The sequence below is a fragment of the Pleionea sp. WD8-19 genome, assembly GCF_055326765.1.
The window spans coordinates 19,884-40,728 of record NZ_JBUZOU010000024.1 but is presented as its reverse complement, the minus strand read 5'-3'; the positions used below and the strand labels follow the sequence as shown (position 1 = coordinate 40,728).

Genomic DNA, 20,845 nt, shown 5'->3' with positions numbered 1-20,845 from the left:
GAACTTAGAACTTAGAACTTAGAACTTAGAACTTAGAACTTAGAACTTAGAACTTAGAACTTAGAACTTAGAACTTAGAACTTAGAACTTAGAACTTAGAACTTAGAACTTAGAACTTAGAACCAGGAACTTATGGAACTCACCTTTCAACAAATACTTTTTTACGGTTTTTCAGCCTTGCTGATCACCAGTGCGTTAATGGTGATTTTAGTACGTAACAGCGTTAAAGCGGTGTTGTTCCTGGTGGTGTGTTTTGTTGCATCGGCTGGATTGTGGATGTTGCTAGAGGCCGAATTCTTGGCGGTGACATTGGTGTTGGTTTATGTCGGTGCGGTAATGGTGTTGTTTCTGTTTGTGGTGATGATGCTGGATATTAATTTCTCCGCTATGCGACAAGGGTTTACTCGCATTTTACCGTTGGCATTAATTGTTGCGGTTGGTTTTTTATGGATGTTGCACTGGATTGTGGGCGATCAACATTTTGGCTTAGCACAAATATCAGAGCCTGCCCGCCATAGTGCTGAATACAGTAATGTACGCGAGTTAGGTCTACTGCTGTATACCGATTATTTTTATCCGTTTGAATTAGCAGCGGTGTTACTGCTGGTCGCTATGATTGCTGCCATCAGTTTAACTTTCCGTGGCAAACGCAGCCGAAAAAGTCAGGACGTTGATAAGCAGGTTCAAGTAAGTAAATCCGATCGATTACGCATAATCAAAATGGATCCGGTTATCGATCATGTAAAAAGTGATGAGGAGACTGACGCATGATTGGCTTATCGGATTATTTACTGGTTGGTGCGGTGCTTTTCGCAATCAGTGTGGCCGGAATTATTATCAACCGGAAAAATGTGATCACTCTGATGATGTGCATCGAGTTAATGCTATTGGCGGTTAATATGAATTTTGTCGCATTCAGCCGATACCTTGATGACATTCAAGGACAAGTGTTTGTCTTTTTTATTCTTACTGTCGCCGCCGCAGAAGCGGCAATCGGTCTGGCCATTTTAGTCGCACTGTTTCGCAATCGCGCTACCATTGATGTTGAAGAATTGAATCAACTGAAAGGATAAGTTATGCAAAATACCTTGCTAACCATAGTACTGTTACCATTGCTGGGAGCGTTGGTTGCTGGGTTGTTGGGTTACAAAGTCGGCCGGCGTGGAGCGCATTGGGTGACTATTGTATGTGTTGGAGTTTCTTGCGTACTTTCTTTTCAATTGCTTTGGGGACTTGTACAAGGCAGCGTACCGGAAGTTAACCTAACCATTTACCAATGGGGGAAGTTAGGAGAGCTATCACTTGAGGTTGGCTTTCTGTTTGACTCATTATCGGCGGTGATGTTGTGCGTGGTGTCTTTTGTGTCGTTAATGGTTCACATCTATACCATTGGCTATATGAAAGACGATCCGGGTTATCAGCGTTTTTTCAGTTACATCAGTTTGTTTACGTTCTCTATGTTGATGCTGGTGTTATCGAATAACTTTTTGCAATTATTTTTCGGCTGGGAAGCGGTTGGACTCATGTCTTACTTGCTGATTGGTTTTTGGTTTAAAAGAGACTCCGCGGTTTTTGCAAACTTAAAGGCTTTTATCGTCAATCGTATTGGAGACTTTGGCTTTCTAATTGGTATAGCCGCAATTTTTTATTATTTTGGTTCGCTCGATTATCAAACCGTGTTTCAAAAGGCTCAGAGTGTCGCATTGTCGGAGCCAAAGTTAGACATAGGGTGGGGGGATTGGTCCGCACTTTCTTTTATATGCATTTGCTTGTTTATCGGCGCCATGGGTAAATCAGCACAAGTACCCTTACACGTATGGTTACCCGACTCGATGGAAGGCCCTACACCGATTTCCGCATTAATCCATGCCGCAACTATGGTGACCGCTGGTGTTTTTATGGTCGCGCGAATGTCTCCTTTGTTTGAACTCTCAACGACAGCATTGTCACTGGTCTTGGTGATTGGTGCCATTACTGCCTTTTTCATGGGCTTGCTTGGTATTGTGCAAAACGATATCAAACGCGTTGTTGCTTATTCGACTTTATCGCAACTGGGATACATGGTAGCTGCACTTGGCGCTTCAGCTTACGCAGCGGGTATTTTTCACTTAATGACGCACGCCTTTTTTAAAGCGTTACTGTTTCTTGCTGCAGGCTCAGTCATCATAGGTATGCATCATGTGCAAGATATTCGTCAAATGGGGAATATCAAAAAATACATGCCGATCACTTACCTTACTTCACTTGTGGGTACTTTAGCATTGATTGGTGTTCCATTTTTTTCCGGTTTTTATTCAAAAGACGCGATTATTGAAGCGGTTCACTTTTCACAGCTTCCCGGTAGTGATTTCGCCTATTACAGTTTGTTATTCGGTGTCTTTTTTACTGCGCTCTACAGTTTTCGAATGTTTTTTCTTGTGTTTCATGGCAAGGAGCGCATGAGCGACCATACACGGAAACATTTGCAAGAATCCCCTCGTGTTGTTTGGGTGCCGTTAGTTTTGTTGGCGATTCCTTCCGTTACAATTGCTTGGTGGACTACTGAGCCTATGTTATTCGGAGACTTTTTTGCGACCTCTATTGTTGTGATACCCGAGCACAATACACTGGCAATGTTGTCGCGTGAGTTTGTCGATGTGTGGTCGTTCGCCATTCACAGCTTTCAAACACTGCCATTTTGGTTAATGGTTGCAGGCGTTATTACCGCAATATATTGCTATTTAATCAATCCGTCGATGGCTAATCGATTGGCAACTCAATTTTCCGCAATTAAAAAAATACTCGATAACAAATATTATTTTGATGAGTTAAATCAGAAAATATTGGTGACTTTGGGCTTAGCCACCGGACGAGGGTTGTGGAAAGTTGGCGATCAAATCTTGATTGACGGTCTTGCGATCAACGGTAGTGCGAGTGCGGTGGGCGTGATTGCACAAATTATGCGAAAAATTCAAAGTGGTTATTTGTATCACTATGCATTGATGATGCTCGTCGGTCTGTTGGCGGTATTGATCTGGTTGTACTGGCCAAACCAATAAAAAGATACGCTAATTGAATGCGAATAATAAAGTTAATATTCAGGATTAAACCATGACGCAACAGGTACCCTGGCTCAGTTTATTAATATGGCTTCCAGTGATTGGTGGCTGTATTTTACTGTTAAATGTGGCAGAGCGTCGGGCCGAGTTGAATCGGTGGTTAGCACTTTTGGTGGCCGTGGCGACCTGCGCACTGACACTGCCTGTCTATTTAACCTTTGATATTCAAAACGCCGGTCTTCAGTTTATTGAAAAGGAAATCTGGTTCGAATCATTAGGGATTCACTATTATCTTGGTGTCGATGGATTTGCGTTACCATTGATCATGCTTACTTCGTTTATGACGTTAATTGTTGTGCTGGCCAGTTGGCGTTCTATAAAGTTTCGCAGCTCCATGTATCTGGCCGCTTTTCTTATTATGTGTGGGCTCATGAACGGTGTATTCGCTTCCGCTGATGCCATTTTGTTTTATGTATTTTGGGAAGCGATGCTGGTCCCGATGTTTTTAGTCATTGGAATTTGGGGTGGGCCAAATCGAGTCTATGCGACCATCAAATTTTTTCTGTATACCTTTGTCGGCTCCGTATTAATGCTGATTGGTCTAATTTATCTTGGCATTCAAGCAGACAGTTTCGACATCAGTGCGATGCACAAATTGCCTCTCGAACTTAATATACAAAACTATTTATTCTGGGCTTTTTTGTTGGCCTTTGCGGTAAAAATCCCTATGTGGCCAGTGCATACTTGGCTTCCTGATGCACATGTTGAAGCACCTACTGGCGGTTCAGTGATTTTAGCAGCAATTATGTTAAAAATGGGCGCTTACGGTTTTGTGCGCTTTTCTTTACCCATCACTCCCGATGCTTCATTACACTGGGCGGATTTATTAATTTTGTTATCTTTAATTGCTGTCGTATACATTGGATTTGTTGCTCTGGTTCAAAAAGACATGAAAAAGTTGATTGCTTATTCATCGATCGCGCACATGGGATTTGTGGTACTTGGCTTTTTTATTGTTTTCGCACTGGCTGCAAATTCGCGCACTGATGCGGCGGTAATGGGAATACAAGGTGGGTTGGTACAAATGATTTCGCATGGATTTATTTCCGGTGCGCTTTTCCTTTGTATCGGTGTGTTATACGACCGAGTACACAGTCGACAGATTATCGACTATGGCGGTGTGGCCAATCGTATGCCAAAGTTTGCAGCTCTCTTTATGGTTTTTGCCATGGCCAATGCTGGCTTACCGGGTACGTCTGGATTTGTTGGCGAATTTATGGTGATACTCTCTTCGTTTCAAGCCAATATTTGGTATGCGTTATTGGCCGCTACAACATTGGTATTAGGAGCAGCCTATACTTTATGGATGTATCGGCGCGTAATGTTTGGTGAAGTCGCTAATCCACAAGTGGAGTCGTTAGAAGATCTGGGTTTCCGCGAATTCGTTGTGCTCTTGTCATTGGCGTTACTGGTGTTGTTATTTGGTATTTGGCCAGCACCTCTGTTAGAGCTGATGAATGCTTCGGTAGAAAACTTGATCGATTGCGGAATACGATCGAAATTACTCGCGGAAGGAATGTGTCAATAATGACTTTGCTTGAATTAAAACCACTACTACCTGAAATTTTAACACTTATTTTAGGTTGCTTAATTTTACTGTTTGATTTGTACAGTAACGATCGTGAAAAGCAAAGTTGTTATCTACTGACACAAATGGGTTTAGCGGCTATTGTTGTTACCCTAATTGGTCAGCTCGGTATGACAAGGGAGCTTCATTACAACGCCACTTTTGTTACGGATAATTTGAGTCAACTGTTGAAAATTTCATTGGTGATCATCACTTCACTTGCTCTGGTGTACGCACGAGTTTTTATTCGTGGTCGGCGGTTTTTACGTGGTGAATATTACAGTCTTACTGTTTTTGCTTTACTCGGCATGATGGTGATGGTTTCGGCTTCTCATTTGTTAACTCTTTATCTGGGGCTCGAAACATTATCACTCACACTTTACGCCATGATCGCGATGGAGCGAGACAGTCGAACCGGTTCTGAAGCAGCCGTCAAATATTTTGTGACCGGTGCCATTGCTTCGGGATTTTTATTGTACGGTATGTCGTTGCTGTATGGTGTCACGGGACATCTGCAACTGGATGCCATAGCTGAAGCAATCGATGCTGAAACGTCTAGTTCAATGTTGTCGCGATTTGCAGTGGTTTTTGTGATTGCTGGGCTGGCTTTTAAACTAGGTTTGGTACCGTTTCATATGTGGTTACCGGATGTCTATCACGGAGCGCCAACATCCGTCACTGCTTTTATTGCTAGTGCACCCAAAATCGCGGCTTTCGGTTTTGCTATACGTTTATTACTGGATGGTCTTTACGGTTTGATAGCAGACTGGAGTTCTGTCTTGCTGGTCGCTGGGATGCTCTCGATCGCTTTAGGCAATTTGATTGCCATTGCACAAAGTAGTTTCAAACGATTGTTGGCCTATTCGGGTATTGCGCACATGGGCTATTTTATTCTTGGGTTTTATGCCGGGGAATTTGGTGGTTACGCAGCGGCGATGTTTTACATTGTTGTATACGCGGCCATGACACTGGGTGGATTTGGCATTCTTATTTTTATGAGCCGACTGGGCTTTGAATGTGAGTCGCTCGATGACTTTAAAGGGCTCGGTCGAAAAAATCCCTGGTATGCCCTAATGTTGACACTGGTGATGATTTCTATGGCAGGCATTCCGCCTTTAATTGGCTTTTGGCCCAAACTGGAAATTTTTCGAGCATTAGTTGCGGCCGGACACTGGAGTATTGCTGTCTACGCCGTCATCTTTTCTGTGATTGGACTTTACTATTATCTGCGAGTGATTAAGCTCGCTTATTTTGATGAGCCAGAACGCGACTTTGAATTCCTACCAAGTCGCAGTATCCGTTTTGCAATTACCTTTAATTGTGTTGGGTTATTAATTTTAGGATTAATGCCCGACAGTATTTATCAATATTGTCTGATGGCGTTTCGTTAATTATGGAATCACTGGAAACCGTTAATGGTTTGTTAAAAGCCTGGCTGCCAAACCCCTGGATACAGGCGACTTTATGGATTGTGATTGGTGCTGTCGCATCTTCATTTTCTGTATTTTTAATCGGTCGTCTGCATTGGTTTGGTTCCTCTCGAACAAAAAATAAATTCGACGATCTTTTGGTTACTAATTTAAAGTCGCCATTGCGTTGGAGTATTTTATTTATTGCGCTGTACTTTGCATTTCAGCAATTACCACTCACAAGCTCTTGGTTGGAAATTTTATTTTCGATTCAATTGTCTTTTATTGTTTTTTTGTGGGGGATATTTGCATATCGCATTATCCATTATGGGCTGAAGTTCAGTGCGCAGTCGGAAAAATCCAGTCGCTTTATTCAAAAACGAACCTTACCTTTATTTGAAAATCTGTTATTGATTGTATCCATTGCGACCGGTATCTATTTTATTTTGGTTGCTTGGGATATCAATGTCGGCCCCCTGATTGCTTCGGCTGGTATTCTTGGTTTGGCGATTTCATTGGCTGCTAAAGACACCATGGCAAACCTGTTTGCCGGTGTGTTTATCATGGCTGACGCGCCATATCAACTCGGTGATTACATTGTGCTTGACTCGGGCGAACGAGGTAAAGTGACTCACATAGGCATTCGTAGTACTCGAGTTCTGACGAGAGACGATGTAGAGATTACGGTACCCAATGCCATTATGGGGAATACCAAAATTATCAATGAATCTGCTGGACCGCATGAAAAGTTTCGAATTCGGATAAAAGTTGGGTTAGCTTATGGGTCGGATATCCCTCTGATCCGAAAAGTGTTAATGGGAGTGGCAGAGCAAAATACGGAAATTTGTAAGGATCCGGAACCCCGTGTTCGCTTTCGTAGTTTTGGCGATTCAGCATTGTTGTTTGAGTTGTTATGCTGGGTACCTAATCCTGAACTGCGTGGCAGAGTCAGCGACCAGTTAAACGAGGAGGTTTACAACGCATTAAATCAAAATAAATTGGTCATTCCCTTTCCTCAGCAAGATGTGCATTTACATTACCAAGGGATCCTCTTTCCTACCGGTGAGAAGTAAAGTATTTATAAAAAACACCAGCAACTCGTAATGAACGTACCTGTAAATATTCACATCGTTTTAGTGATAAAAATTACACTTAGTTCACACTTCTTATCCAAAACTCCGTAATTGTTAACAAATAAAATGGCATTATTTCACAACAAATAGGAGTTGATACAAAACGCTACATTGAGGCTACAAAAATACCAATGACGAGCCTTTTTTCACCTCTTATAGTGATACGTAACGGTAATTCAAAAGCGAGTGCGTATTAATGAGTAATGAGGTTAAAGTATTTGTACTGATACTATTTAAATTCATTTTTCTGGTTGTTGGTTGCAGTCAAAGCATTGCTGAAATCCATTACAGCAAATCCGATGTAAAACTCCAAAAATATTCATGGCAAGGAGACGTGCCGGAAAAGCACTTTGTTAAAGTGATTAATCACTTTGGAAATATTTCGACACGCACGACGAATCAAAACAATATTGAGTTGACTGGTGTGATTCAACAGGTGGGGAGTAATGCACCCAAACCGGAAGTTAAAGTGAGTAATCGAGAAGGTGTAACGGAAATCGAGGTTGTTTATCATGAAAATACTTATGACGAATTTAAAAATCGTATCGCTCGAATGGACATTGGTATTTATGTGCCATCAGGTATTACTTTGGAAATGGAAACTCAATTTGGCGACATTAAATCGAAAAAACACCAGTCTCATCTCATTGCGGCTTCTCAATCTGGAAATATTAAACTTGCAACCACTGGTACGTTTACGGCTAAAAGCGAAAGCGGAAAAATAACTGCATTCGTTTTGCCCTGGAAGCACACTCGATTTCAACCGGCTTCTAAACTCAGGCAATACCAGTTGTACTCAATTCATGGAGACATAGAGGTATATTTCGATATAGACAGCAAACTTGAGATCTCGGCAATAAGTGGTGAGCCATTGCGCTCACGAGATCCAGAGCTTCTTAAAAGCTTTCAATCGCAAAATGGAAAGGTATTTCAATATAAGACGGACCGAGGTGAAAGAAAGCTTTCGATTGAATCTAAATATGGAAACGTTCAAATCAGTCGGATCGGTCAGCCGATGGTAAATACCAGCAAGCCACAGTCCTTCGACGGTGATTTACGCGATATACCTTCCGTGGAAACTTGGAAGCCAGGTGATGCTGTTATTGAAATTGATGATGGTCGATCGAATTCGGATACGAAAATAAATCGCCAAAAAAATGGGACTTGATACGAGCAAGTCTTTAAACCTTACCCTTTAATCCATTAATCGTAAATACACAGGCTCGCAATGAGCGGGGTGGCACTCGTCTCTAAAAAGTCTGAATTGTTTAGGAGGCAAATATGCTGAAAGTGCAAAAAAACAAAATGTCGTTAACGGTATCCAAGCGGAAACATCCGCATCACATGTTACTAAAGTCAACAGTACTTGCGGTGACTTTAGGAATCAGTGGTCTGTCTTCAGTTAGTGCAGCAAAAGCAGAAAAAGGGCTACCTCAAAAGCAGAAGTCTATTTCTCTTGCAAAAGGTGAATTAGTAAAAGACAACAATGAAACGCACGTATTCAAAGGTGCACAACTTGTTGATGTCGCGTCACCAGCTAGCACTAACATTGATATTCGTGCATTACCAGCTGTTCGTGAATGGCAACCGGGTGATGCCGTCAAAGTCGCGAACCCTCGACGTATTGGAGATAAAGTGGACGGTAAGCGAGCCGTCAATCCGGTAACTAATACACAAATGGCATTGGTTCGAAAACAACAGTCGACCAAGCAAACACTAACCGATTTAGAAATTGGAACTAATTTTACCGGTTTTGAATTTAACGGTGTGAATCCTCCGGATCCTACCGGTGAAGTCGGAGAGAATTATTATATTCATGCCATTAATGCCAGTGGTGGTTCTTCGGTCAGCATATATAGAAAGGATACCGGTGAACAAGTCGGTAATACATTTACCATGAGTAGCTTGGCGAGTGCTGGAGATTGTCAGCAAGGGCTGGGAGATCCAATCATTGTTTATGACGAATACGCGAAACGTTGGTTACTTAGCGAATTTTCGCAAGAAGGTCCCAATAAGCTATGCGTGTACCTATCAAGAACATCGGATCCGATAAGTGGTGGTTGGTACGCTTATGAATTTGCTGCGCCCGAATTTCCAGATTACCCAAAATACAGTGTGTTTGGTGGAAATTATTTTGTTAGCGCAAATGAATCGGGCGGTGCTGTGTACGCGTTAGAGCGTGCAAAAATGTTAGCAGGTGAACCTGCTGCGATGGTTCGTAAAGCGGTTCCCTCTCTGGGTGGGTTTGGTTTTCAGTCGATTTCTCCAATAGATGCCGATGGCACCAATCCACCAGCCGATGGTACGCCAGGCCTTTTTATTCGTCATCGTGATGACGAGCTGCACAACTCTGGGAGCAACAACGGCGAAAAAGACTATTTGGAACTTTGGATGTTTACTCCTGATTTTGCCAATGCCGATAACAGTGTGTTGGAGGGCCCCTTTAATATCGAAATTAATGAGTTTGACTCGAACTTTACTTGCCCGGATGGGTTCGGTTGTTTAACACAAAAGCCCGAAGACGGTCAGACTGTTTCTACATTGGATCCATTAAAGGAAGTGGTGAACTACAAACCCCAATACCGCAACTTTAACAGTCATGAATCCATCGTCGGTAGCTTCGTCACGAAACAGGAAAATAATAATGCCGGACTGCGTTGGTTTGAATTGCGCAAAACCAATGGCACTTGGCAATTGCATCAAGAAGGTATTGTTCCAGCCTCGGACACGAACAGTCGTTATATGTCGGGGGCGGCAATAGATGGTGATGGTAATATGGCCTTGGCCTATATGATTACCGGAGCGGATCAGTTTCCAAGTTTACGAGTCACTGGACGACGCGTTAATGATGAAGCAGGAACCGTTTCTTCTGGCGAGCTAACAATCGTTGAAGCTGATGGATCCATTGCTACCGAGCGTGACGGTGACTACAGTCATATGTCGGTTGACCCCTTTGATCATTGCACATTTTGGTATACCGCTGAGCACGGTGGTCAGGGCGGTCAGTGGAAAACGCGAATTGCAAACTTTAAGTTTCCCGGGTGTACAGGTACCGGCTCTACCGAACCGGGTTTCAGCCTGAGTATCGATAACCGAAACCAATCCGTTTGTCGTGCAGGTGAACTGCAACCTATTGCCATTACTGTAAGCGGCTATAACCATTTTGATAAAAGCGTCACCTTAAGTTACGCCGAGTTGAGTCAAGGGTTAAGCGGTAGTTTTTCTGTCAATCCAGTCGCAACAGGTGCAACTTCTAATGCGAGTGTAATCGTAGCCAATGGCACAGCTGCTGGAGACTACACCATAAAAATTAATGGCGACAGTGAGGGTGTCGATCAGCGTTCGGTTGAAGCCAATGTTAAGGTGGTAGAAAGTGAAGCAACTTCAACACTGTTCTCTCCGGAAAATGGTGCAGATAAAATCGATTACAACACGACGCTGTCCTGGACGAACAGTGGTTATGTCAAAACGCATACCGTGGAAATTGCGACCGACGAACAATTTAGCAATATTATCGCTACGGGTACTGTATCGGGCGGTACCAACTACCGTCCTTCGCAAGCATTGCCTCAATCAACACAACTTTACTGGCGAGTTAAAGCCGCAAACGTTTGTGGAGAAACTACTTCCGAAGTATTCAGTTTCACAACGGGTTCAGACAAGGATAAAGCTGAACAATTGGAGCCGAACGTTGCTCGTAGTATTTCCGGAGCTGAAGGTGAATACGCAGACTATTACGTCGAGGTACCAGCAGGCGTTGAAACCTTAACCTTTAAAACTAATGGTGGAGAAGGGGATGTGGATATTTATATCGCATTCGATAAAATTCCAATGAGTGCTAGCGATTTGATTTGTCGCTCAGAAGAAGCGGGTAATGATGAAGTGTGTGAAATCAATGACGTTCAAGAAGGCGCCTACTTCGTAACGACTTCTGCTTATTCTGCTTTTAATGGAGCGGAGCTCATCGCCGAATTTGAAGTCCCTAACACAGCTCCCGTAACTCAAGCGGATAGTTTCACCGTACAACAGGACAGCAGAAGTAATTTGCTTGATGTACTTTCAAATGACTCCGATGCTGATGAAGGCGACAGCTTGACGATTGACAGTGTGAATTACACAGGTCAAGGAAACCTTGAAATTAATGGCGGTCAATTGAGTTATACGCCTGCTGCCGGATTTCATGGTGAAGAGAGCTTTACCTATGTGATAAAAGACAGTAAAGGTGCAACCGCAGAAGGTCGTGTCACCGTTACTGTTGAAAAAGCGCCTGAATCCAATTCTGGAGGCAGTGCTGGTTTTATCAGTGTGTTGCTCTTTGGCGTCATCGTTTTAAGAAGACGCTTCAATAAAGTTTAACGGCTTTCATACTCCTGAAGAAATAGCCTCTTTGCCAGTCACTTTGTGACTGGCTTTTTTTTAATGGGTGCTGAGTCGAAGTGATATTGATGGCGCAAAACATCTCAATTCAATCATTGACGACAATTTATTCAAAGCATAGTCTTTGGTCTGACCAGATAATAAAATCAAAAACACAGGACCCGTCTATGAAAACAAAACTGTTTTTACTTTCCTTTATCGTGTTTTTACTCAGCGCTTGCTACACCAAACACGAAGTGATCCGATTGCCAGAGGCGGAGAATTTGTATTTTACCGATAGCGGTCGTTTGTTTGTGTCTTCTGCTGATGGCTTTTTTGAGCTGAATAAACACGATGGTGAATTTCAATTAGAGCAACTAAACAAGGATATAACCTGTGCCTTTGGCGGGATCACACAAATTGGTCAAACGCTATACTCGGTGTGTAGCGAAGTAAAGCTGATTAACGCAGAAAAATATTTGTTCGCGCTGGATTTAAACGACAGCCGTAAAACGCTTTCGGCGATTGCGGATATCAGCCATTTACAGGTGCCAAACGGATTAACCAGTGATGGTGTTTCGACGCTTTATTTAGCGGATACGGCTTATCTAGGCGCAGGCTCTATTTTACGCATCCAGGTTGCCGGAAAAGAAATGCTCAATATAGAAGAAAACTGGTTGGCTGCAAATCAAAATGTGTATCATCCCAATGGCGTTAAGTTTCTCGATAATAGGTTATGGTTCAGTGACGGTGGTTCGATTAAGTCGATTGATCTTTCTGTAGCTGAAGATGCGTTAATGGCCCACTCGTTGATTGACCGTGTCACCATATACGATGACATTACGCCTTATTGCGGTGGTGTGTTAGCAAGCGATTATATCAACGGGCAGTTGTTGTATATTGATAAACACGGTGATATTAAATACAAAACCGGTTTTGCCAGTTTTCAAGGCGCTTCTTCGTTATTAGTCGGGCGCGCTCCTTTGTTTGCTAACAACCAATTGGTGGTGACAGAGAAGGGTATTATATTTGATAAAGAATCCACTATTGGTAATCGGGTAAGTACGGCGACTTTTCAGTTTAATTTGACCGAATGTCGTTAATTTGACTAGCCGATAGAGTCGATAATTTACTCCTGAAAAATTAAAAGGTTTTCCAGCCTGAGTATTCAGGAGTAAACTTTACGTGTTAAGAAAAAGAAAAATATTACCGCTATTCCATACATTAACAAACCACCAATCATTAATGCGTTGAGTCCGGTTTCTATAGCAATAAGCGCTGCAGTTAGTGCACCGAGCACGGAACAGAATCCATTGACTGCCCAGGCCCAGGCAACGCTTCCGCTGCCCAGTTTGCGAACGGCACTGAGCCCTTGTGGCAAAAACACACCCATTGGTATTGCCAATACAAACAACAATAGTGCTAAAAGAAAATGACGCAATTCGCTCGACCAGTTGAGTGACCAATAAAACAATTGTGTGAAAAGTTGCCGATAAAGCAGCAGTAATACCGCTACAAAACCTACGGCAAGACACACTTTTTTCCGATTGGCTTTGCCGGATCCCAACCAGATACTACCAACACCGGCGCCCAGTAACACAGCGAGTAATACTAGCGCGAATGATTGCGTTACTGAGTCGGTAAGTAATCGGATTTTGTCGATTAACGCAATTTCCACCCACATAAAGCCAAACCCGATTGCCGCAAAATAGCCGATGATTGAGTAACGAATTCGCGTTAGTTGTTGCTGTAATTGTTTTGCTTTTAATGGTGCAAAAATGAATACCAGTGCTGTGACAGACAGTGTGATCAAGGCAACCCAGTTTAACAAGTAACCCCAGCCCACATAGAGCAACCAGGGTTTACCCAAGCGTTCTTTCAGTTGTTGCCAATATTGCCAACGAAAAAAATGATAGAAATAAGGTCGGTCATCTGACGTTGTCGTTATCGAAAATGGATATTGCAAAATAAATTTCTCGGCGCTGGTCGATAGCAGTTGTTGCATTGTTGTGAAGTAGATGGCATCCGGTTTGTGATGGTATTGATTTGCTTCCTCGAAAGTGAGCTCTGGCATGACAACGCGATCAAACTGCCATTCGTTACACCATTTCGTTAATTGGTGCAGCGTTTCCTTTTTCCAGGGGCTGCGCTTTACCAGTACCAAAAGATTCTGCCAGTCACGCAGAATTACCAGGTGCTGTTCGGGATCCAGGTCCAGTTTTCGAAGCACTTGAATCAAAGTGTTCAACAACCGCAACGAGTCGCGAGGTAATGTCATGACTTCACCGCGTATCACCAACACTCCGTTCGCACTCAAGTGCTGAAACATCTGGCCTAGTGCTTCGTGAGTTAAAAGCAATTGCACGCGGTTAGCAGAAGAACCAATTGGACTGTTCTGCAAGTCGGTAACAATGAGATCAAACTGCTGATCAGTGAGTTGTAAAAATCGACGCGGATGAGTGCTTTGTACTCTGGCTTGCTCAGGCAAAAAACTTTTATTCAATGAGTGATGCTCAGTGAGCAGTTGGGCAAAGAATGGATCCGGCTCAATCAATGTTATTTGTCGAGCGCCATGCCAATAAGCGTTCCAGGCATTCCAACTGTGATCACCGGGCAAAAGTAAAACGGCTGGTTGTTCGGAGCTGCCAATAAATGCCGCATGATCAATCGATTGCTGAAACACCGGCTCGTTTGTTTTGTGTTCACCGTCGATTAATAAAGGCGACTCCTGGTCACCGTCGCGAAACAATAACCATTGTTCGGGAGCTAATGCATGACTGCTGATACTCAACCCGTGCGCAATGTGCTGTCCGCTGCTTTTAACCAGGCTGAGTCGTGCATGCGAAGAGTCGCGTTGCATAAGCAATTCGGCACTGCGTTCATTCAGTTGCATCGATAAGGATTTTGACGGCGATGGAGAAATGATTAATGATGAGTGAATAAAAAATAGGATGACGAATGCACAACTGGCAGTAACTAAAAACCGAAGCGATCGAAAGTGACCGACTAAAACCTGCGAGCATAAAGGTAACAGTGAACAAAAGAGAAAAGCAAAAAGTAAATGTGAGTTAAAGGGTATTTCCGTATCCAGAATGAACAGCACAATGAATACGCCCAAAGCACTGCCTGTTAAATCAGCGGCATAGCAGCGTCCAATTTCGGCTGACCATCGCATAAAGGTTAAGGTGATAAAGGTAGCGCCGAAAAAAAAAGGCATTAAAAAACACAATGCGTACAGCAGCAGATAAAATATTTGGTGCCCGTACCAGGGCAATGCAAGCATATTCAGCGGAACCTTTTGTGATAGCCAAAGGCTGATCGGCATACTCAGCGCAGTGAATAAGGCAGCGTAAGACATTAAAGCATTAAAATGTCGTTCAACAAATACACTGAAGGCTGAAGCAAAACTCGCAGCACAACCAAGCCCAAGCAAGGCTATTGCGATAACAACCGCGGTCAGGTGATGCCAATGTTGAATAGCGATTAAACGGGTAAGTAAAACCTCAAAGCCCAATAGCGATGCAGTAATCAATGCCAGTGCAATTAAGTGGGAATAACGGATCCTTTGCTCAGTTGCTTTCATACCCTGCACCGGTAAGCGGCACAAAACGAACCGGCAACAAAGAACGAGTACGCACTTTTCCGTCGAAATCTTTTAGCACCAACATCAGGGTTTGTGTTCCCCACTTAGGCCCGACCGGAATCACCATTCGGCCGCCAGGCTTTAATTGTTGCACGAGTGGTGGTGGAATATGTCGAGCCGCTGCCGTCACCACAATTCGATCAAAAGGCGCATGAGTGGCCCAACCAAAATAGCCATCGCCTTCGCGCGTATGAATTTTTGTCAGTCCTAATCGTTGAAAGTTTTTTTGCACGCGTTTCGCTAGTGGACTGATGATTTCCATCGTATAGACCTGCGGTGTTAACTCAAACAGAATGGCTGCCTGATAACCTGAGCCGGTCCCGATTTCTAGCACTTTCGTATCGGCTTCTACTTCGGCCAGTTGGGTCATTAACGCGACGATATAAGGCTGAGAGATGGTTTGGCCATAACCGATTTCTACGGGCGAATCGTGATAGGCGTATCTTTGCGCCGAGTTAGGTATAAATTGGTGTCGTGGGACATGCCTCATAGCAGCAAGTACTCGTTGATCCGATAAAGTTACACTGGCCCCCTGGTATTTTTGCAGGGTCATAACCATCTCGCTTCGCTCGTGCTGGCGATGCTGCAATTGAGGGTAATTGTGCTTTTGGATTGAAACGGGGTTTTCGCCCGACGCTGTTGGGAGTAGAAAATTGGCCAGTATAAAAACGAACCCGAACAATGCATAGGTTTGCATTTTCCAATCCTTAGTGGTGAACACCCTTCCTTAAAGTGTAGTGGATCTCAACGCGTTTGTTGCCAGACCAGCTTTCCTATTCGTCGCTATAACCATCTTTATAACTTGGATAGTGAAAACGATAGCCCAATGCTTTAATGCGGTCATTTCGACAACGCTTATTTTGGGAATCACCAGGCGACGTGACGCGTTTTGGTAATGGGTATCGGTATTTTTGGGCAAGCCAGCTGGCAACAACATCAATAGGTGCGGGATCATCATCGCTGCCGAGGTAAATATTGTCGAGCTGCTTTCCTAGCATTTTTTGTTGAGTTAAAAAGTGCAGTATTTCTACACAATCATCCTGATGAATTCGGTTGGTGAAATAGGGAGGTGAGGATTGAACTTCGATGCCATTGCGGATCCGACTTAGAAACTGGCGTCGATCGCGTCCGTAAATTCCCGAAAAACGGATCACCAGATTATTTGGGTGATGACGGTGAATCGACCGCTCAGTCGCCAACAATATATTTCCTTTGTTATCGGCAGGATAGGTTTCTGTGGTCTCATCGATCCATTCTCCGTGTGACTGACCATAAACTCGGGTAGACGACACGAAAAGAAATTCCGTTCTCGGACTGCAAGCTGAAAAGTGCTGCAGAAGATTGTCTACGCTTTGCTGATAAGTGTATTGATAATCTTCGTCGCTAAAGTTGTCGGGCGTTAAGGTCACTAACACATAATCCACCGAGGTGGGTAATTGCGCGGTTTGTGTGGTACTCCTTAAGTCGCAAGCCAAAATGTGTATTCCTTCCATACCATATGAACAACCACTCCGATTGAGCGCAGTTAATTGGTGACCCTCTGCAATGAGTTTCGGTGCGAGTTGTTTTGCCAGTTTGCCAAAACCGGCGAGAAGTATCTGTGCCATCAAGAGCCATGTGAAGGGTAAAGATTTCAATTATGCCATAGTAAAGCTTAACTCAGGACAAGTGAATTTAACCACTTATCAACCAGCGGAGGAATTATCCAGAATTAGGGTTTATCTTCAGAGTATAACCTGTGCACTAAAATGATGCTTTCACCATAGCCAAACAATCATTGCTGCACGCATTCGGTGCTGTATCCCAGATTTTGTGCATAACACCCGGCTACTTTCCGCATTTCTACTATTGGCATATTGCCTGCAATAAAGCCTGTCATTACAAATATCCAAACATTTAAAAGGGGACCTATATGAAACTGGTGACGGCGATCATCAAGCCATTCAAGCTCGATGATGTTCGCATTGCGCTAAACGATTCAGGCATTACCGGATTAACCGTTAGTGAGGTAAAAGGTTTTGGACGCCAACGCGGCCATACGGAATTATATCGCGGAGCTGAGTATACCGTGGACTTTTTGCCGAAAGTGAAAGTGGAAGTGGCTGTGCCGAATGAAAAGGTTGATGAAATAGTAGAGGCGATAATTGAGCATTCTCGAACCGGTAAAATTGGTGACGGTAAAGTCTTTGTTTACTCTTTAGAAAATGTTGTTCGAATAAGAACCGGTGAAATCGGCGAAGAAGCGATTTAAATTAGGGGAAAAAAATGAATGAAATAAAATACGCCTTGGATACGTTTTACTTTTTAGTTTCCGGTGCTCTGGTGATGTGGATGGCTGCCGGATTTGCTATGTTAGAAGCCGGATTAGTACGTGCAAAAAATACCACAGAAATATTGGCGAAAAACGTCGCTCTGTTTGCAGTGGCTTGTACCATGTATTTATTGTTTGGATACGCCATAATGTATGGCAGTACAGAAGGTGGCTGGTTACCCAGTTTTAACTTTTTGATTGGCTCCGAACACAGTGTTGAATCAGTGCAAGCAGGAAATGCGGATCATTCACTGTATTCCGATTTTTTCTTTCAAGTGGTGTTTGTCGCAACCGCTATGTCGATTGTTTCCGGTGCGGTAGCTGAACGAATGAAACTCACTTCGTTTTTAATTTTTGCCGTTGTGCTTACGGGTTTTATTTATCCAGTGGAAGGTTATTGGAAATGGGGTTCCGGCTGGCTGGATAGTTTTGGCTTTAACGATTTCGCCGGCTCCGGTATTGTGCATATGGCCGGTGCTTCCGCAGCGCTTGCTGGTGTCATATTGCTCGGCCCAAGAAAAGGTAAATACGATGGGCAGGGCAACGCGAAAGGTATTCCCGGTGCCAACTTACCGATGGCAACATTAGGGACATTCATTCTTTGGTTGGGATGGTTTGGTTTTAACGGCGGTTCGCAGCTCATGTTGTCCGATGTTGAAAACGCCAACGCCGTTGCGAAAATATTTGTGAACACCAACGCTGCAGCTACCGGTGGCGTGATTGCAGTATTTGTTTACACCAAACTGGTTTATAAAAAGGCTGACTTAACATTAATTTTAAACGGTGCATTGGCCGGCTTGGTAGCGATTACCGCAGAGCCGTTAACACCCAACCCGTTAAGCGCTACGTTGATTGGTGCCGCTGGTGGAATACTGGCCTCTTTATCCGTAGTGTTATTGGATAAGTTTCAACTGGATGACCCAGTAGGGGCTATTTCTGTGCATGGTACGGTGGGCATTTTTGGTGTGTTAGTTGTTCCCTTGACTAACACCAGCGTTTCGTTTCTACCACAAATTGTTGGTTTATTCAGTATATTCGCTTGGGTCTTTGTGACGTCCTTTGGTGTGTGGTTTTTACTGAAGAAAACTCTTGGCATTCGAGTCTCGGATGAAGAAGAGTATGTGGGATTGGACAAAGTCGACTGTGGTTTGGAGGCTTATCCTGAGTTTGCGACTGTAAACTCTTCGAATGGAAATAATTAAAGAATACTTGGGTGAGTTTCGCAGCCGTTTGGTACAGGCTTCTGTCAATTGCGTCCCTGACATCGAAACTCACTCAATGTATTTCTGAAGACAATGTTAATGATTCGTGTGCCTTTTCTGAAATGTCTTGGGTGTCATTCCCGTCCAGCGTTTAAACGCACGTGTAAATGAACTTTGTTCTGAGAAACCCAACAGTCCTGCAACGGAGGTCAAAGGTAATTGGTTGTCTGACAGTAACTCTTCAGCCAGCGCTTGCTTTGCTTGTTCCAACACTTGGCGAAAGGACAGGTTTTCGTCACTTAATCGTCGTTGTAGTGTTCGATTTGACATGCCCAGTTGAGCGGCAAGTTGGTGTAATTGGACATCGCCCTGAATCAGTTCGTTTTTAATTATGGATGTGAGCTTTTCGGAAAATTGAACCGGTTGGTGACTGATTTGTGCTACTGTTTTTTCGGCCTGTTGCAGAAGCGTTTTATATACCGATTGTTGAGATTGAGCCAAAGGTAAGTTAAACCACTTACGTTCAAATTCAATCGCATTTTTATTCGCATTAAATGAAAATTGGCATTGCCAAAGCTCTTCCAGTTGATGTTGTAATTGCGCAGAACTTGAGTGTTGCAAATGGATGCGATGAATGGGCACCTGCCAGCCGACAATTTTTCGACCATAACTGATCCAACCGGCAAAAACGGCATCAACAATATGATGACTGACGTTTTTACAGGATGGTACGGCTTGCCAAATAGCCAACGCGCGGTTGCCTTCAAACTCATATCGCGAGTGTCCCATATCGCTCACCAACGATTCATAGTGTTGCAGGGCTTCGGCGGCTTGTCCCAATGTTTCAGCCGCCATCGCTAGGTACCCGAGTAAATTAAAAGCCTGAGTACCTACCTGAGCACCAAAATGCCAGCCTAAAAGCGGATCATTGCAATGGTCAACGACCCATTGCACCATTTGCTGATAAATTGCTGCGTCGATTCGTTTGTCATTTTGATGTAAATCGTGCCGTTGGAGCCCGATATGGCTGAGTAATGCTTGCTCATTAATCGGGTACTGAGTTACCGCAAACTGTAAAAAGGACAGCGCATAACTGCAGGCTACGCTGGGTTGATGAGATGTCATTATGCGATATGGCGCCTTTTATCAATTAAGTTGTCGTTTTTTGACAAGCCAATAGGGGGGTTGCCGTTTAGGCTAAGCAGTATGGAAAAGTTTGCCAACGAATTCAATATGACGCACCGACACAGCATTCCTCCGACGATAGAAACTTATCGACAAGAGTATCGTAAAGAGCATCGCTCTCCCAACTACAATGGTTGGCTGCACATCAGCTTTACTTTAGGCAGTGCAAGTGCCATCGTGATTTATTGCGCCTTGCAATTGGAAAATGTATTGCCTTGGGAGTGGATAACGGTGTTGATTACGTTTATTTATGCCAACTTGGTAGAGTATGTGGCACATCGCCATCCGATGCATCGACCTTTTAAATGGATCAAAATTATTTACCGGCGACACGCATGCCAACATCACCGTTTTTTTACTCATGAAGCCATGCCGTTTGATGGCGCGAAAGATTTTTGTGTGGTGTTATTTCCACCCGCGTTAATACTTGGCTTTTTTGTGGTATTTGCTTTACCTGTGAATTTACTGCTGACATATCTGATCAGTCAAAACGTCGCATTTTTATTTATGATTACTGCATTTGCTTATTTCATCAATTATGAATTGCTGCATACGGCTTATCATATGCATGATGACGCTTGGATTTGGAAGTTGCCATTTATGAAGCGATTAAGACAGTTGCATTATTATCATCACGTGCCTGAGTTGATGCATCGCTATAATTTTAATATTACTTATCCCATTGGCGATTGGTTGTTTGGGACGTTCTATCGGCCAGAAAAAAAATCACAGGGATCAAGCGGGATGGCTAATGTCGTAGCTCGGGAAGAACGTAGCGTCTCCCGTGGTCAATAATTTAGGCTGTTGCGTTTAAAATGATTTAATCCTGGGAGGTGCTACGCTCTTCCCAGGTTAAGTTTCAAAACATCTAACCATTATCACTACGAAAAGAAAACACCCGAACTGGCGACACCGGACTTCCTGTGCAATACTCAGTGGGT

At 43.5% G+C, this 20,845-nt stretch carries 16 protein-coding genes; 12 read left to right on the top strand and 4 right to left on the bottom strand.

What is annotated here, in order from left to right; all coding sequences use genetic code 11:
• The first annotated feature begins 132 nt into the window (after window positions 1-132).
• The 9 genes from ACTUJY_RS19495 to ACTUJY_RS19455 all read left to right on the top strand — a co-directional run bounded on the left by ACTUJY_RS19495 (window position 133) and on the right by ACTUJY_RS19455 (window position 12,666).
• Window positions 133-771, top strand: a complete 639-nt coding sequence (locus tag ACTUJY_RS19495) for an NADH-quinone oxidoreductase subunit J (RefSeq protein ID WP_463617812.1) — start codon at window positions 133-135, stop codon at window positions 769-771.
• Window positions 768-1,073, top strand: a complete 306-nt coding sequence (gene nuoK / locus ACTUJY_RS19490; RefSeq protein WP_463617811.1) for an NADH-quinone oxidoreductase subunit NuoK — start codon at window positions 768-770, stop codon at window positions 1,071-1,073. Before ACTUJY_RS19495 ends, nuoK begins: the two co-directional genes overlap by 4 nt.
• 3 nt (window positions 1,074-1,076) lie before the next feature.
• On the top strand, window positions 1,077-3,038 hold the full coding sequence (gene nuoL / locus ACTUJY_RS19485) for an NADH-quinone oxidoreductase subunit L (protein ID WP_463617810.1): 1,962 nt from the start codon (window positions 1,077-1,079) through the stop codon (window positions 3,036-3,038).
• 52 nt (window positions 3,039-3,090) lie between these two features.
• The gene (locus ACTUJY_RS19480) at window positions 3,091-4,626 is read left to right on the top strand and encodes an NADH-quinone oxidoreductase subunit M (protein WP_463617809.1); all 1,536 of its coding nucleotides are present in this window, start codon (window positions 3,091-3,093) and stop codon (window positions 4,624-4,626) included.
• Window positions 4,626-6,056, top strand: a complete 1,431-nt coding sequence (nuoN, locus tag ACTUJY_RS19475) for an NADH-quinone oxidoreductase subunit NuoN (protein ID WP_463617808.1) — start codon at window positions 4,626-4,628, stop codon at window positions 6,054-6,056. Before ACTUJY_RS19480 ends, nuoN begins: the two co-directional genes overlap by 1 nt.
• A gap of 2 nt (window positions 6,057-6,058) precedes the next feature.
• Window positions 6,059-7,147: a mechanosensitive ion channel family protein gene (locus ACTUJY_RS19470; protein ID WP_463617807.1), complete on the top strand. Its 1,089-nt coding sequence runs from the start codon at window positions 6,059-6,061 to the stop codon at window positions 7,145-7,147.
• Window positions 7,148-7,403: 256 nt separating this feature from the next.
• Window positions 7,404-8,375: a DUF4097 family beta strand repeat-containing protein gene (locus ACTUJY_RS19465; RefSeq protein ID WP_463617806.1), complete on the top strand. Its 972-nt coding sequence runs from the start codon at window positions 7,404-7,406 to the stop codon at window positions 8,373-8,375.
• A 113-nt stretch (window positions 8,376-8,488) separates the two neighbouring features.
• Window positions 8,489-11,563 carry an Ig-like domain-containing protein gene (locus tag ACTUJY_RS19460; RefSeq protein ID WP_463617805.1) on the top strand — a complete coding sequence of 1,025 codons (3,075 nt, stop codon included), beginning with the start codon at window positions 8,489-8,491 and terminating at the stop codon, window positions 11,561-11,563.
• A gap of 188 nt (window positions 11,564-11,751) precedes the next feature.
• Complete coding sequence (locus ACTUJY_RS19455; protein ID WP_463617804.1) at window positions 11,752-12,666, top strand: hypothetical protein; 915 nt, start codon at window positions 11,752-11,754, stop codon at window positions 12,664-12,666.
• Window positions 12,667-12,731: 65 nt separating this feature from the next.
• On the opposite strand, the gene ACTUJY_RS19450 is transcribed toward ACTUJY_RS19455, so the two are convergent.
• The 3 genes from ACTUJY_RS19450 to ACTUJY_RS19440 all read right to left on the bottom strand — a co-directional run bounded on the left by ACTUJY_RS19450 (window position 12,732) and on the right by ACTUJY_RS19440 (window position 16,813).
• The gene (locus ACTUJY_RS19450; RefSeq protein ID WP_463617803.1) at window positions 12,732-15,146 is read right to left on the bottom strand and encodes a spermidine synthase family protein; all 2,415 of its coding nucleotides are present in this window, start codon (window positions 15,144-15,146) and stop codon (window positions 12,732-12,734) included.
• Window positions 15,133-15,903: a protein-L-isoaspartate(D-aspartate) O-methyltransferase gene (locus ACTUJY_RS19445; RefSeq protein ID WP_463617802.1), complete on the bottom strand. Its 771-nt coding sequence runs from the start codon at window positions 15,901-15,903 to the stop codon at window positions 15,133-15,135. The genes ACTUJY_RS19450 and ACTUJY_RS19445 overlap by 14 nt, the downstream gene beginning before the upstream one ends.
• 76 nt (window positions 15,904-15,979) lie before the next feature.
• Window positions 15,980-16,813, bottom strand: a complete 834-nt coding sequence (locus ACTUJY_RS19440; RefSeq protein WP_463617801.1) for an NAD-dependent epimerase/dehydratase family protein — start codon at window positions 16,811-16,813, stop codon at window positions 15,980-15,982.
• Between the two features lie 305 nt (window positions 16,814-17,118).
• On the opposite strand from ACTUJY_RS19440, the gene ACTUJY_RS19435 reads away from it, so the two are divergent.
• Together ACTUJY_RS19435 and ACTUJY_RS19430 are read left to right on the top strand one after the other, a co-directional pair.
• Window positions 17,119-17,457, top strand: a complete 339-nt coding sequence (locus ACTUJY_RS19435) for a P-II family nitrogen regulator (protein WP_463617800.1) — start codon at window positions 17,119-17,121, stop codon at window positions 17,455-17,457.
• Between the two features lie 14 nt (window positions 17,458-17,471).
• Window positions 17,472-18,719, top strand: a complete 1,248-nt coding sequence (locus tag ACTUJY_RS19430; RefSeq protein WP_463617799.1) for an ammonium transporter — start codon at window positions 17,472-17,474, stop codon at window positions 18,717-18,719.
• A gap of 96 nt (window positions 18,720-18,815) precedes the next feature.
• Here the strand turns inward: ACTUJY_RS19430 and ACTUJY_RS19425 are convergent, their stop codons facing one another.
• On the bottom strand, window positions 18,816-19,844 hold the full coding sequence (locus ACTUJY_RS19425; protein ID WP_463617798.1) for an AraC family transcriptional regulator: 1,029 nt from the start codon (window positions 19,842-19,844) through the stop codon (window positions 18,816-18,818).
• An 81-nt stretch (window positions 19,845-19,925) separates the two neighbouring features.
• On the opposite strand from ACTUJY_RS19425, the gene ACTUJY_RS19420 reads away from it, so the two are divergent.
• Window positions 19,926-20,699, top strand: coding sequence for a sterol desaturase family protein (locus ACTUJY_RS19420; RefSeq protein ID WP_463617797.1), 774 nt, complete (start codon window positions 19,926-19,928; stop codon window positions 20,697-20,699).
• Window positions 20,700-20,845: the final 146 nt, after the last annotated feature.